The organism is Bradyrhizobium sp. CCBAU 51745, from assembly GCF_028128715.1.
GTDB classification, from domain to species: domain Bacteria; phylum Pseudomonadota; class Alphaproteobacteria; order Rhizobiales; family Xanthobacteraceae; genus Bradyrhizobium; species Bradyrhizobium manausense.
In genome coordinates this window covers 321,992-335,725 of sequence record NZ_LBJP01000003.1, presented here as the reverse complement: position 1 = coordinate 335,725, position 13,734 = coordinate 321,992, and the positions used below count along the sequence as shown (strand labels likewise).

The 13,734-nt window shown below is 63.2% G+C and carries 12 protein-coding genes and 1 tRNA gene; 9 read left to right on the top strand and 4 right to left on the bottom strand.

The genetic code is table 11. The features are described from left to right. Window positions 1-73: 73 nt before the first annotated feature. From XH98_RS04285 to XH98_RS04270, 4 genes are all read left to right on the top strand, one after another. Complete coding sequence (locus tag XH98_RS04285) at window positions 74-1,069, top strand: sugar ABC transporter substrate-binding protein (protein ID WP_271617877.1); 996 nt, start codon at window positions 74-76, stop codon at window positions 1,067-1,069. A 22-nt stretch (window positions 1,070-1,091) separates the two neighbouring features. Continuing rightward, entirely contained in the window at window positions 1,092-2,690 is a 1,599-nt protein-coding gene (locus tag XH98_RS04280) for a sugar ABC transporter ATP-binding protein (RefSeq protein WP_271617983.1), read from the top strand. Continuing rightward, entirely contained in the window at window positions 2,687-3,715 is a 1,029-nt protein-coding gene (locus XH98_RS04275) for an ABC transporter permease (RefSeq protein WP_271617876.1), read from the top strand. The genes XH98_RS04280 and XH98_RS04275 overlap by 4 nt, the downstream gene beginning before the upstream one ends. Window positions 3,716-3,802: 87 nt before the next feature. Continuing rightward, a complete protein-coding gene (locus XH98_RS04270) occupies window positions 3,803-4,966 on the top strand; it encodes a zinc-binding dehydrogenase (RefSeq protein ID WP_271603714.1) in 1,164 nt (387 codons plus the stop codon). A gap of 52 nt (window positions 4,967-5,018) precedes the next feature. Here XH98_RS04270 and XH98_RS04265 read toward each other — a convergent pair. Next, window positions 5,019-5,103 (bottom strand) — tRNA-Leu (locus tag XH98_RS04265). Window positions 5,104-5,319: 216 nt separating this feature from the next. Here XH98_RS04265 and XH98_RS04260 point away from each other — a divergent pair. Then, complete coding sequence (locus XH98_RS04260) at window positions 5,320-5,862, top strand: disulfide bond formation protein B (RefSeq protein WP_271617875.1); 543 nt, start codon at window positions 5,320-5,322, stop codon at window positions 5,860-5,862. Here XH98_RS04260 and XH98_RS04255 read toward each other — a convergent pair whose 3' ends face one another. From XH98_RS04255 to XH98_RS04245, 3 genes are read right to left on the bottom strand one after another with little or no spacing between them, the layout of a single operon-like run. Then, complete coding sequence (locus XH98_RS04255) at window positions 5,863-6,594, bottom strand: ABC transporter ATP-binding protein (RefSeq protein ID WP_271617874.1); 732 nt, start codon at window positions 6,592-6,594, stop codon at window positions 5,863-5,865. Next, window positions 6,591-8,360: a branched-chain amino acid ABC transporter ATP-binding protein/permease gene (locus tag XH98_RS04250; protein WP_271617873.1), complete on the bottom strand. Its 1,770-nt coding sequence runs from the start codon at window positions 8,358-8,360 to the stop codon at window positions 6,591-6,593. Before XH98_RS04250 ends, XH98_RS04255 begins: the two co-directional genes overlap by 4 nt. 7 nt (window positions 8,361-8,367) lie before the next feature. After that, on the bottom strand, window positions 8,368-9,408 hold the full coding sequence (locus XH98_RS04245; RefSeq protein WP_271617872.1) for a branched-chain amino acid ABC transporter permease: 1,041 nt from the start codon (window positions 9,406-9,408) through the stop codon (window positions 8,368-8,370). A 177-nt stretch (window positions 9,409-9,585) separates the two neighbouring features. Here XH98_RS04245 and XH98_RS04240 point away from each other — a divergent pair, with 177 nt between their 5' ends. The 4 genes from XH98_RS04240 (at window position 9,586) to XH98_RS04225 (ending at window position 13,731) form a co-directional block, all read left to right on the top strand. Continuing rightward, window positions 9,586-10,119: a MarR family winged helix-turn-helix transcriptional regulator gene (locus XH98_RS04240; RefSeq protein WP_220002186.1), complete on the top strand. Its 534-nt coding sequence runs from the start codon at window positions 9,586-9,588 to the stop codon at window positions 10,117-10,119. A 348-nt stretch (window positions 10,120-10,467) separates the two neighbouring features. Continuing rightward, complete coding sequence (locus tag XH98_RS04235; RefSeq protein WP_220002265.1) at window positions 10,468-10,737, top strand: helix-turn-helix domain-containing protein; 270 nt, start codon at window positions 10,468-10,470, stop codon at window positions 10,735-10,737. Window positions 10,738-10,777: 40 nt separating this feature from the next. Next, entirely contained in the window at window positions 10,778-12,778 is a 2,001-nt protein-coding gene (gene hyfB, locus XH98_RS04230) for a hydrogenase 4 subunit B (RefSeq protein WP_271617871.1), read from the top strand. After that, window positions 12,775-13,731: a respiratory chain complex I subunit 1 family protein gene (locus tag XH98_RS04225; protein ID WP_271617870.1), complete on the top strand. Its 957-nt coding sequence runs from the start codon at window positions 12,775-12,777 to the stop codon at window positions 13,729-13,731. Before hyfB ends, XH98_RS04225 begins: the two co-directional genes overlap by 4 nt. The last annotated feature ends 3 nt before the right edge of the window (window positions 13,732-13,734 follow it).

The following is a 13,734-nucleotide window of genomic DNA, read 5'->3' as shown; positions in this document are numbered from 1 at the left end:
ATATTCATCGAAGCCAATTCCCGGGACAGTACCGGCAGGAACCTGAAAATAACACGCCAGAGGAAACTGACCCATGCGCGCTCGATATTCCGTGCTCGGCCTTTCTCTTTCCATCGCCGTGATGGCCTGCATTGTCGTGACGGCGGCGCAAGCCAAATCTTCGAAGGACAACCTCAAGGTCGGCCTGATCTCGTATAACCACGTCTCGGCCGTTCCGCATGTTCTGGCGAACATCGCCTTGGATGATTGCAAGGTCCGGGGATGGACGTGCGAGCTGATTGACGGAAAAGGCGATCCGATCGCCACCAGCAATGCAGGCCTGAACTTCGTCAATCGTGGATTCGATGCCATCCTGAATGTGGTGTCGGACAACAACCAGCTCGGCGCCGTCATCAAGGCGGCCAACACCGCGCACATCCCCTTCATTTCGATAGCCTCGGGCGACGTGCCAGGCATAACGGCTGACATTGGCCCCAGCGGGGTCGTTCAAGGAGCGCTGATCGGCAACGAGGTGAGAAGTGCAATCGACCTCAAGGGACGTGTGGTGCTCGTCAACTGGAATGTACTCCCCATCCTGCGAGAGCGCGAACGCGGCCTGAGGGCGACGATGGCGGATGACAAGAACATCGCGATTACCGAGCTCGAGCTTCAGGGCCAGGGCTATCTGGAGGACTCCTACAACAAGCTTCTTGCCGCCCTGCGGGCAAACAAGGACGTGAAGGCGGTCGTCATGGGATGGATGGAGCTGGTACCTGGCGCCCTTCGCGCCATCGAGCAGACCGGCATGAAGGACCAGGTCAAGGTCTATAGCTATGATGCGACACCGGACGGATTAGATCTCCTCCGCAAGGGCTCCTCCCTCGGCATGCTCGTTGGGGTCGGCACCAAGGAGACTGTTGAGTCCTCGATGCAGGCGATTGCCGACACCGTCGACGGAAGCCCGCCGTCTTACCGGTCATTGATGATGCGCTCCTGCCTCGTCACGAAAGAGAATGTTCCTCCAGCCGGGGGCGAGCCTGACTACAAGTCATGCACTCCGTTTACCACCGAGATCCGGAGGAGCAAATGACACCCAGGGAGCGGCCGTGAATATGCACGTCTCAACTTGGAGAGAACATAGCGAGCCCGCTGAAGTGCTGCGGGCCCACCGGATCACCAAGGATTTCGACGGCCAACGGGCCCTCGATGGTGTCTCGCTGTCCCTGCGCGCGGGAGAAATTCACGCGCTCGTTGGTCAAAACGGCGCTGGCAAGTCCACGCTCATCAAGATTCTCACGGGCGTATATCCAGCGACAGCTGGCGATATCTTGCTTGGTGGGAAGCCAGCCAACATTATCTCTCCCCAGCACGCGAGGTTGGCCGGGATTGAGGTCGTGCACCAGCAAGGAAACCTCATTCCGTCATTGTCAGTTCAGGAAAATCTGTTCCTCGGCCAAGCGCTACCGCGAAGGGGGAGGGTGCTGGTCGACTGGAAATCCGTCCGCCGAAGTGCCGAAGCGCTGCTGGCGCGGGTCGGAGTTCATATCGACGCGTCGGCGCCGGTTTGCAACCTCAGAGCCGACGAAGCCGCCATGGTTTCCATAGCGAAAGCATTATCGACCAACGCGCAGGTCGTCATCCTCGACGAGCCGACAGCGGCACTCACTCCGACGGAGGTCGAAGTTCTGTTCGTCCAGATGCGCAGACTGGCCAATGAGGGGCATTCATTCATTTTCGTCAGCCACCGCATGAGCGAAGTATTCGAGGTCGCCGATGCGGCAACCGTATTGCGTGACGGCAGGGTTGCCTGGTCGTGCGTCCAACGAAGCGAGCTGAGCAAACCGGCGGTGATCGCAGCTATTCTCGGCAAGAATGAAGAGGTTGTTCCTCCGCACGTTGTTCCAGGGCGCCGCCGTGCTCATGCAGCGGCGCGGCTCGACGTGCGCAATCTGAAAACCCACAATATCGCGGAGTGCAGCTTCACCGCGGCGTCCGGTGAGATTCTTGGATTGGCAGGGCTGCCCGATAGCGGCGCCGAAGAAACCTTGGACGTGCTGTATGGGAGGACGAAAGGTTCGGCCGACGCTGTGATGGTGGATGGCGCGCGCATGCCTCTATCCTCGCCGCGCGAGGCCGTGCGCTCCGGCCTGGCCTTCGTGCCAAAGGATCGGCACAATGAGGCATTGATCCCGAATTTCAACGTACAGGCCAACATTTCGTTGGCGTCGCTCGATCGCCTTGTTACGGATCCGCTCTCGCGGCTGATCAGCAGGCGTCGCGAGCGACACCTCGCGGCAAACCTCGCATCGCGTCTGCAAGTGAAGATGCCGGGGCTCGATGCATCGATCCGCTCATTGAGCGGAGGCAACCAGCAGAAGTGTATCATCGCACGCTGGATCGCAACCGATGCCAAGCTGTATTTGCTCAATTCTCCCACGGCGGCAGTCGATATCGGCGCGAAGGCCGAAATCTACAAGCTGCTGCGAAAAATGGCCGATACGGGCGCCACGGTTCTCTTCACCTCGACGGAATTCGATGAGTTCGCGCGTGTTTGCGATCGGGTCCTGGTCTTCTACAGAGGGCGGATAGCCGGAGAACTCGCGGGATCATCGATCTCCGAGACCAATATCCTGCATTTGGCGTTGGGCGACGACGGCGCCGGCCCCATTCATCGACAGAGCATCACCGATCGGGAAGGAAGAATCGGATGAGTGATGAAGCAACGCAGCTTGGAATAGAGCAGCTTGATAGGGCCGAAACTTCCCGAAGGACGAAGCGAGTCCGTGACTGGAAGGCAGAGGCTTCTCGGTATGGAACGATTATCGCGCTCGTCGTGCTGTTTGCCGTGTTCAGTTTCGCCCGCCCTGACGTCTTCGCGACCGAATTCAACCTCTTGAGCATCCTAAGTCAGGCCTCAATCCTGCTGATTGTTTCCGTTGGGCTCACGGTTTGCCTCATCATGGGATTGTACGATTTGTCGATCTCGGCCGTGGCGACGCTCGGCAACTATATGATCTGCTCGCTGCTCGTGATGCAGGCGGACCAACCCTATGTCTGGCTGACGATCATGATCGTGATTGGTCTCTGCGGGCTGGTTGGGATCGTCAACGGTGCAATCGTAAGTTATCTCGGCGTATCGGCGTTTATTGCGACATTGGCGATGGGATCTATCCTGACCGGCGTCATTCTTGGATATTCTCAGACCAGGACGATCGTTGGAGGCATCCCGGACAGTTTCCTGGCGTTGGGCCAGCAAAGCACCTTCGGCGTTCCGAACCCGGTCCTGATCATGGTGGTCATCGTTGCGTTCCTCTGGGTGCTGCTGGAGCACACGCAGATCGGCCGCAATCTCTATGCGATCGGAGGAAGTGCGGAAGCCGCAAAGCTCTCAGGGATCGCCACAAAGCGCTACGCACTTCTCGCCCTCGGCATCTCCGGTGTATGTGCGGGCATTGGAGGCATGATTGCTGCCGCAAATCTCGCCGCAGGACGGCCGACTGGTGTGGGCGACGCCTATCTGCTCAATGCTTTTGCTGCTTCGTTCATCGGGGCCTCGACGCTGAGGCCCGGGCAATTTCACGTCCTGGGAACCCTGGTCGGCGTCTTGATCATCGGTGTGATCAGCAACGGGCTTTCGGTCCTCGGGGTTGAGACGTACTGGCAGTACATCGTGCAAGGAGGCCTGCTGCTCGGAGCAATGTTCGGGGCGGGTGTCATCTCGAGCCGCACCAACTAGTCGAACACCTCCCGATCGTCGACCACCAAGATCTGAATTCGGCGGCGGAGTCACGGCTCACCGCCGCTCCCCAATCGAGGAATCAAGATGAAAGCCGTCGTCTGCTCCAATGCCGAACTGAGGGTCGTTGATCGGCCTGAAATCGTCCCGTCCGAGGGGCAATGCGTGCTCAAGGTCTCCCGGTGTGGGATCTGCGGCTCCGATTTGCACATTCGCGATCACTGCGACCATCTCGGCAAGCTGTACGCTCAGCTTGGCTACACAGGCTTCCCGCGCGCCGAGGAGGAGCTGGTATTCGGGCACGAATTCTGCGGTGAGGTGCTCGATTATGGTCCGGGGTCGAAGAAGCCCATTAGACCAGGAACGCGCGTTTCCGTTGTGCCGGTTATTCGCCGTGGGGCAGAAATCGATGGGATCGGGCTTTCTCGCGGCGCACCCGGCGCCTTTGCTGAAAGGGTGCTGGTTGATGAATTGATGATGATGCCGATTCCGAATGGATTGCCGGATGACCTCGCGGCACTCACCGAGCCGATCGCTGTTGCCTGGCACGCGGTGAGACGCGGTGAGGTGACCAAGCGAGATGTTGCTGTTGTCATCGGTTGCGGGCCGGTCGGTCTCGCCGTGATCTGTGTCCTGAAGGCGCTGGATGTACAAACCATCATCGCGAGCGACTACTCGGCTGGGCGTCGGGAACTCGCACGGCGCTGCGGGGCAAATGTCATCGTCGACCCGGCCAAGGAGTCGCCGTACCGCAACTGGAAAGATCATGAATTTATTGGCACGATTCCCGAGCTCCTTGATGTCTCAGTCGGAACGCGGCAAAAGCTCGGCAAGCTCCCGCTACCGTGGCACCATGCGTGGCGTATCGCCGAGAAGGCGGGTCTTGCGCCCAAGCGACCTGTGATTTTCGAGTGTGTGGGTGCGCCCGGCGTGCTCGCGAGCATCCTTGACGGTGCCCCATTTTTCTCCCGAGTCGTGGTTGCCGGCGTTTGCATGCAGACCGACAAGATCGAACCTGCGATGGCAAGCAACAAGGAGATCGAGCTTCGTTTTGTGTTCGCTTATTCGCCGTTGGAATTCCGCGACGCGCTCCACATGATTGCCGAAGGAAGGATCGACTGCTCTCCGATCGTGACCGGACGGGTTGGCCTCGCTGGAGTCGACAACGCCTTCGCGGCGCTTCGCGACCCGGAGAAGCACGCCAAGATTCTGATCGATCCGAGCAGTATGGCCACGACGCCGGTGAACTAAAGCAAAGTCAAGTCGGCGGCGATATAAGCTATTGTTATCACTACTTTTTACTTGGTGCCCCTGGCCGGAATCGAACCAGCACTCCTTGCGGAACTCGATTTTGAGTCGAGCGCGTCTACCAGTTCCGCCACAGGGGCCCTCGGTCGGCCCCTCCGGAGGAGGGCGTCGCGAAGCCGGCGGACTATAGCCATGGGAAGGGCGGGGTCAACCCGCGCCAAAGTGATGTCAGCCGTTCTCGACAGGGGGATGGGCCGGGGTTAGAGCCTAAGTGCGTTTTCGCGCGAAGTGGATGCCGGTTCGCGTCAAGAAAACGCGTCAAGCTCTAAGCCAAGCCCCCAGCTGGAGAGGCCGCCGTGACGACCCAGAGTGAAGCAATATCAGCGTTTCGCCCCGCAGTCGGCGGCCCCGCGCTGACCGCCTCGCTGGCCGTCACCCTGATCGCGGCCGCGACGATCGCGGGGGCCTGGTTCTTCCAGCTGGTTCTGGAAATCCTGCCCTGTCCGCTCTGCCTCGAGCAGCGCTATGCCTATTATCTCGCGATCCCGCTCGGGGCGCTCACGGCGCTTGCGGCACGGAGCGGGGCGCCGCGGCCGCTGCTGCTGGCGGGGCTCGCGATTCTCGTGCTGGCAACGCTCGCCAATGCCGGCCTCGGCACCTACCATTCCGGCGTCGAATGGGGGTTCTGGAAGGGCCCGACCGATTGCTCCGGCCCGGTCGTCAATCTCGGCAGTGCCGGCGATCTGTTGTCTCGGCTCGACACCGTCAAGGTGGTGCGCTGCGACGAGGTGCAGTGGCGTTTCCTCGGCCTCTCGCTCGCCGGCTACAACGTGCTGATCTCGCTGCTGATGGCCGCGATCGCCGCCTGGGGATTCGTACGGACGGCATCGCGCGCGTAACTACAGCACGCTCGCGCCTTCGTGCTGGAAGCCGAGATAGCTCGCCGCCACCCGCTCGTTTGCCGCAATGTCGCTGGCTTTGCCGCTCAGCACGAACTCGCCGAGCTCCATCACATAGGCATGGTCGGCGATCTTGAGCGCGGCCTGCGCGTTCTGCTCGACCAGCAGCACGGAGACGCCGCTGGCCCTGAGCTCGGTGACGATGCGGAAAATGTCGGCGACGATGATCGGCGCAAGGCCAAGGCTCGGCTCATCCAGCATCAGCAGTTTCGGCTCGCCCATCAGCGCGCGCCCCATCGCCAGCATCTGCTGCTCGCCGCCGGACAAGGTGCCGGCGAGCTGCTTGCGGCGCTCCTTCAGGCGTGGAAACAGCGTGTAGATCCGCTCGATCGAGGCCTTGGCCCGGCTCTTCTCGATGCGGAAGGCGCCAAGCTCGAGATTGTCCTCGACATTCATGGTGACGAACAATTCGCGATGTTCAGGCACGAGGCCGAGGCCCATCGCGACGCGATCCTCGATGTCGAGCCGGGCGAGGTCCTGCCCTGCAAACGCGACGCGGCCCTTCAGCGGCAGGATGCCCATGATCGCCGACAGCAGCGTGGTCTTGCCGGCGCCGTTGGCGCCGACGATGGTGACGATCTCGTTCGTGCCGACTTGAAGCGAGACCGAGCGCACGGCTTCGACCTTGCCGTAGGCGACATGCGCGTCGGTGACTGACAACAGCGCGCTCATGCCGCCACTCCGAGATAGGCCTTGATCACTTCGGGATTGGTCTTGATCGTGGCGGGCGTGCCTTCGGCGATCTTGGTGCCGAAGTCGAGCACCACGATGCGGTCGGCCAGGTTCATCACAAAACCCATGTCGTGCTCGACCAAGAGGACGGACATGCCGCCGTCGCGCAACTCGCGCAGCAGCTTGGCGAGCTGCTGCTTCTCCATGTGGCGAAGGCCCGCGGCCGGCTCGTCGAGCAGCAGCAGCATCGGGTCGACGCACAGCGCACGGGCGATCTCGACGATACGCTGCTGTCCCAGCGACAGCGAGCCTGCGAGCTGGTGCATCTGCTCGGCAAGCCCAACCCGCTCGATCTGGCGGGCGGCTTCCGCCAGCAGCTTTGCTTCATCGGCGCGGTCGAGCCGCAGCATCGAGGCGAGCGGGCCCGAATGGCCGCGCAGATGCGCGCCGATGGCAACGTTCTCCAGCACGGTCATATCGGGCACCAGCTTGACGTGCTGAAACGTCCTGCTGATGCCGAGCTTGACGATCTCCTGCGGCGGCGCGCGATCGACCTTCCTGCCGAGCACCGAGATCGAGCCCGATGTCGCCGACAGCACGCCGGTGATCAGGTTGAATGTGGTGCTCTTGCCCGCGCCGTTGGGTCCGATCAGCGCGACGATCTCGCGGGCCTGGACGTCGAAGGAAACGTTGTTGACCGCGACCACGCCGCCGAACTGTTTTCGCGCTTTTTCGACCTGGAGCAGGACGCCCGCTTCGCCTGACGCGCGGCTGCGCTGCTCCAGCTTCAGCGAGGTATCGGGCCTCTTGCCGCCGGCGCGTTCGGGCAGGAACGACATCAGCCAGGGCCAGACGCCGCCGGGGGCAAGCTGGAGCAGCGCCACCAGCATGATGCCGAACACGATGGTCTCGACCTGGCCGGAGCCGGGCAGGATCAGCGGCAGATAGCTCTGCAGCACCTCTTTCAGGATCACGACGATCGCCGCGCCCAGCACGCCGCCCCAGACATAGCCGGCGCCGCCGACCACCGCGATGAAGAGATATTCGATGCCGGCCTGCGCCCCGAACGGCGTCGGGTTCACCGCGCGCTGCAGATGCGCGTAGAGCCAGCCGGACAGGCCCGCGAGCACGGCGGCGTGGATGAAGACCAGGAGCTTGGCCCGCGGCGTGTGCACGCCGAAAGCTTCGGCTGCGACATGGCCGCGACGAAGCGCGCGGATGGCGCGGCCGGTGCGCGAGTCCAGGAGGTTCATCGTCAGCAGCGCCGAGAGGATCACCGCGACCCAGATCGCAAAATAGATCGAGCCCGGCGAGAGCATCTTGAATGAGCCGATCGACAGCGGCGGGATCGCCGAGATGCCGTCGTTGCGCCCGAGGAATTCCAGCTTGCTGAACAGGTAGAACAGGCCGAGGCCCCAGGCCAGCGTGCCGAGCGGCAGATAATGGCCGGAGAGGCGGACCGTGACGAGGCCGAGCAGCACCGCCAGCAGGCCGCTGACCAGCAGCGACAGCGGCAAGGTGAGCCAGGGCGAGAGGCCGTACGCCGTCGTCAGTAGTGCCGTGGTGTAGGCGCCGAAGCCGACAAATGCTGCTTGACCAAAAGAGGTCAGGCCGCCGACGCCGGTGAGCAGCACGAGGCCCATCGCGACCAGCGCGGCAAGGCCGATATTGTCGAGCAGCACGATCCAGAACGGTGGCATGCCCGGGATGAACGGAATCGCCGCCATGACAATGGCGAAAACGAGGATGGGAAGCCGGCTCTGCATCTTGGCCTCAGTCCTTCTCTTCCTCGACCGCGGGCGCGGCGAGCGAGCGCAGCAGCAGCACCGGGATCAGGAGCATGAACACGATCACCTCCTTGTAGTTGGAGGCATAGAAGGACGAGAACGCCTCGACGATGCCGACGAACAGGGCCGCGACCGCCGTCAGCGGATAGCTGACGAGGCCGCCGATGATCGCGGCGACAAAGCCCTTCAGGCCGATCAGGAAGCCGCTGTCATAATAGAGCGTCGTGATCGGCACGATCATGATGCCCGAGAGCGCACCGATGACGGAGGCCAGCAGGAAAGCGATCTGCCCCGACAGCGTGGTGCGGATGCCGGCGAGCCGCGCGCCCAGGCGGTTGACGGCGGTGGCGCGCAGCGCCTTGCCGTAGAGCGTGAGCCCGAAGAACAGCCAGAGACCGACGATGAAGGCGATGGTGATGCCGTAGACCGTGAGGCTCTGGCCGGTGAAGCGCAGCGCGCCCGCGGTGAAGGCGCCTGACAGCACCGCCGGTCCGCGCTGGCCCTCGGCGCCGAAGAACAGCAGGCCCAATCCCTGGAGCGCGAGGTGGACGCCCACGGATGCGATCAGCAGCACCAGCACCGAGGTGTGTGCCAGCGGCTGGAAGGCGATGCGGTAGAGATAGAGGCCGATCATCGCGACGATCACCAGCGACAGCGCGATGCAGACCGCGACCGGCGGCCTCTGCGCCGCCAGGCTGATCGTCAGTGCCAGCACGATGGCCGGCAGCACCACATTGGCGAGGACACTGCGCAGGATCAGCCGGCCATGCAGCGTCTTGCGGGCCACGAACAGGTCGAAGGCGCAGGCGGTGATGCCCATCGCCAGCGCCAGCTTGGCAGTGCCCGGCATCTGGCCCGAGGCCAGCGAGGCATAGGTCAGCGCGCCATAGGTGACGAACTCGCCCTGGGGAATGAGAATGACGCGGGTGACGGCGAACACCAGCACCAGCGCCAGGCCGAGCAGCGCATAGATCGCGCCATTGGTGATGCCGTCCTGCAGCAGGAACAGCATGATAGTGGTGTTCAAGACCGGACGCTCCCCCTCAAGATCGAGGACCGATCTCCGCAATTGCGGTGGATGGTCCTCACACAGCCATTGAAATACGCTGACGATATTTGATATGATCCATAACAATTATCGAATATAACTTCAAGGGTGGGGGACGACCCGTCCCGAATTTAACGGGATTACGAGCACGAGGCGATGACCGTTTCCAAAACCGCTGAAAAGTCCGCCGAAAAGGCGTCGGAGGCGACCAAGGGCCGCAAGGAGGCGCCGGAAGGGCAAAGCCAAGGTCTTGCCGAAGCCCTCCAGCTCGGCGAGCTCTCCGAGCAGCTCGGCTACGTGCTGAAGCGGGCGCAGCTCAAGGTATTCGAGAACTTCCTTCGCTGCATGGCCTCGCTCCAGCTGACGCCGGCGCAGTTCTCGGTGCTGCTGCTGGTCGAGAAGAATCCGGGCCGTAACCAGACCGAGATTGCCTCCACCCTCGGCATCCTCCGGCCGAACTTCGTCGCGCTGCTCGACAATCTCGAGAGCCGCGACCTCTGCGCCCGGATCCGCTCCACCAACGACCGCCGCTCGCACATCCTGGTCTTGACCGACAAGGGCAAGGCCGTGCTGACCCGCGCCAAGAAGCTCGTCGCCACCAAGCACGAGTCGCGGCTGAACGAGCTGCTCGGGCAAGCCAACCGCGAAGCCCTGCTCGGGATGCTCTCGAAGATCGCGAACGAGTTTTGAGCGATTTCGTCATTCCGGGGCGATGCGAAGCATCGAACCCGGAATCTCGAGATTCCGGGTTCACGCTTGCGCGTGCCCCGGAATGACGGGAGAGGTGCGACCCCAATCCACCAAAATTACCCTGATTATCATCCACGCTCGTCAGCGTCGGGTCGGGCTGCAGCAGATCGCCTTCATAGTCGCGAAGGTCGCAGCATCGATCAGTGTGCAACAGGCGCCCGCAGGGCGTGAGCTCCGAGGACGTCGTTGGATTGATGCGCTGCAAATACAAAATGATGCTTGAAGCATCACTTTGTATACCTTAAGCTTGGCAAATCAATCACCCTCATTGCCACGGAGATCCTGCCCGTGATCACCGCCGCGCAGCTTCGAGCCGCCCGAGCCTTGCTCGGGATCGACCAGCGCGAACTTGCGCAGCGCAGCTCGCTGTCGCTGCCGACGATCCAGCGCATGGAGGCCTCCGAAGGGGTGATCCGCGGCAATGTCGATTCCCTGATGAAGCTGGTCGAGGCCCTGTCGGTGGCGGGCATCGAGCTGATCGCCGATGGTGCGGCGTCGAGCGCCGGAGGGCGCGGCGTGCGGCTGAAATCCCCACCTCCGAGCGCGGGCAGCCAATAGCGATGACGACGCGCGCGCAGATCATGATCCGGGAGCGGCCATGATCGCGGTGGCGCTATGGTCAGTGGCGGTTCTGCTGGCGCTGACGCCGGCTGCAATCGGGCTGTCGATGCGTCCGCGCGGCTCGGTCGTGCTCTATGGCGCCTGCCTCGTCATCACGGCGACGCTCTGCGCCACCGCGCTCCTCCATTTGCTCGATCCCGGCCATCCGGTGTTGAGCGCGACGCTGCCGATCGGACTGCCCTGGCTCGGTGCCCATGTCCGGCTCGACGCGTTGTCTGCCTTCTTCCTCGTCGTCGTCAATCTGGGCGGCGCCGCTGCGAGCCTGTTCGCACTCGGTTACTCCAAGCACGAGGATTCCCCCGGCCGCGTGCTGCCGTTCTATCCTGCCTATCTCGCAGCGATGAACGTCGTCGTGCTGGCGAACGATGCCTTCAGTTTCCTGGTCGCCTGGGAATTCATGTCGCTGACCTCCTGGGCGCTGGTGGTGTCGCATCATCGGGAAGCCGAGAATGTCCGCGCCGGCTACGTCTATCTTCTGATGGCGAGTTTCGGCACGCTGGCGTTGCTGCTCGCCTTCGGCCTGCTCGCGAGCGGCGCCGGCTACGATTTCGATGCGATCCGGGCTTCGCATCCTTCCGCTGCGTTGACCGGCATGGTGGTGATCCTCGTGCTGCTTGGCGCCGGCTCCAAGGCCGGCCTGGTGCCGCTGCACGCCTGGCTCCCGCTCGCCCATCCCGCTGCACCCAGCCATGTCTCCGGCCTCATGAGCGGCGTCATGACCAAGGTCGCCGTCTACGGCTTCGTGCGCATCGTGTTCGACCTTCTGCCCGAACCGGTGTGGTGGTGGAGCATGGTGGTGCTGCTGGTCGGCGGTCCGACGGCGACGCTGGGCGTGCTCTATGCGTTGATGCAGCGCGATATCAAGCGCGTGCTCGCCTATTCGACGATCGAGAATATCGGCATCATCTTCACCGGCCTCGGGCTGGCACTGGCTTTCAAGGCGCAAGGGCTCGACTGGGTGGCGGCGCTCGCCTTCACGGCGGCGATGCTGCACGTCTTCAACCATGCACTGTTCAAGAGCCTGTTGTTCTTCGGCGCCGGCGCGGTGCTGGGAGCAACCGGCGAGCGCGACATGGAGAAGCTCGGCGGGCTGATCCATCGCATGCCGAAGACGGCGTTCGCGGTGCTGATCGGCTGCGTCGCCATCTCGGCGCTGCCGCCGTTCAACGGCTTCGTTTCGGAATGGTTGACCTTCCAGGCGATTTTGCTCTCGCCGCAACTGCCCTCCTGGGGCCTCAAGCTGGCGATTCCGGCGGTCGGCGGTCTGCTGGCGCTCGCGGCCGCCTTTGCCGCGGCCTGCTTCGTCAAGCTTTATGGCATCAGCTTTCTCGGCCGGCCGCGTTCGGATGTCGCGGCGTCGGCGCATGAGACCGACCGCTTCTCGCTGACCGCGATGCTCCTGCTCGCCGCCCTCTGCCTCATTGCCGGCATCCTGCCCGGGCTGCTCATCGATGCGCTGGCGCCGGTGAGCAAGGCCATGGTCGGCAACGTCATGCCGCATCAGGTCGGATTGCAGTGGCTCACCATCGTGCCGATCGCGGAAAGCCGCAGCTCCTATAACGGCCTTCTGGTGTTCGTGTTCGCGGCACTCTGCGGCACGGCGGCGGCGACGGCCATTCACCGTCTCGCCTCCGACCGCTTGCGCCGCGCACCGGCCTGGGATTGCGGCTATCCCGATCCGAACCCGGCGATCCAGTACTCGGCCTCCAGCTTCTCGCAGCCGATCCGCCGCGTGTTCGGCAGCGTCATCTTCGCCGCGCGCGAGATCGGCGAGATGCCGCCGCCGTCCTCGCCGCGCCCCGCGCGGCTCCAGGTCGAACTGCGCGATCTGATCTGGGAAGCGCTGTATGCGCCGATCGCGAAGGTCGTCGGCTTCGCGACGGACCGCATCAATATCCTGCAGTTTCTCACCATCCGCCGCTACCTGACGCTGGTCTTCGTGGCGCTGATCGTGCTGCTGTTGGTGGTGGCGCTATGAATGCGCTGCGCGACATCCTCTCCCAGGGCGCCCAGATGTTGCTGGTGCTGGGACTGGCGCCGCTGCTGACCGGGTTCGTGCGCAAGGTGAAGGCGCGGCTGCTGCGCCGGCGCGGGCCGCCACTGCTGCAGCCCTATCGCGATCTCATTCGCCTGATGCGCAAGGACGTCGTGCTCGCGGACAATGCATCCTGGCTGTTCCGCGTCATTCCCTATCTGATGTTCGCGGAAACCTGGGTCGCGGCCTCGCTGGTGCCGACCTTCGGCAACGGGCTGCTGTTCTCCTGGACCGCCGACCTCATCGCCATCATCGCGCTGCTCGGCAGCGCCCGTTTCTTCCAGGCGCTCGCCGGCATGGATGTCGGCACCGCCTTCGGCGGCATCGGCTCCAGCCGCGAGGTCATGATCGCCTCCCTCGCCGAGCCCGCGATGCTGATCACGGTGTTTTCGGTTGCGATGATCGCCGGCTCCACTCAGCTCGCCAACGTGGCCGAGTTCATGGGCTCGGACGCTGTCGGCCTGCGCGTGTCGCTGGGCATGGCATTCGTGGCATTGACCATCGTGGCGCTGGCGGAAAATGCCCGGATCCCCGTCGACAACCCCGCCACTCATCTCGAGCTCACCATGGTGCACGAGGCCATGGTGCTGGAATATTCGGGGCGACATCTCGCGCTGGTCGATCTGTCGTCGCAGCTCAAGCTCCTTCTCTACGTATCGCTGATCGCCTGCGTGTTCCTGCCATGGGGAATGGCGACTGCGGACGCGAGCGTTGGCAGGTTCGTCTTCGGTGCGCTGCTCTATCTCGGCAAGCTGACGGTCCTTGGTTTCCTGCTCGCATTGTTCGAAACCGCAATCGCCAAGATGCGCGTGTTCCGGATTCCCGAGTTTCTGGGCGCGGCGCTGATGCTGGCATTGCTCGCCACCCTGTTGCGCTTCGTGTCGGGGAGCCTCTGACAG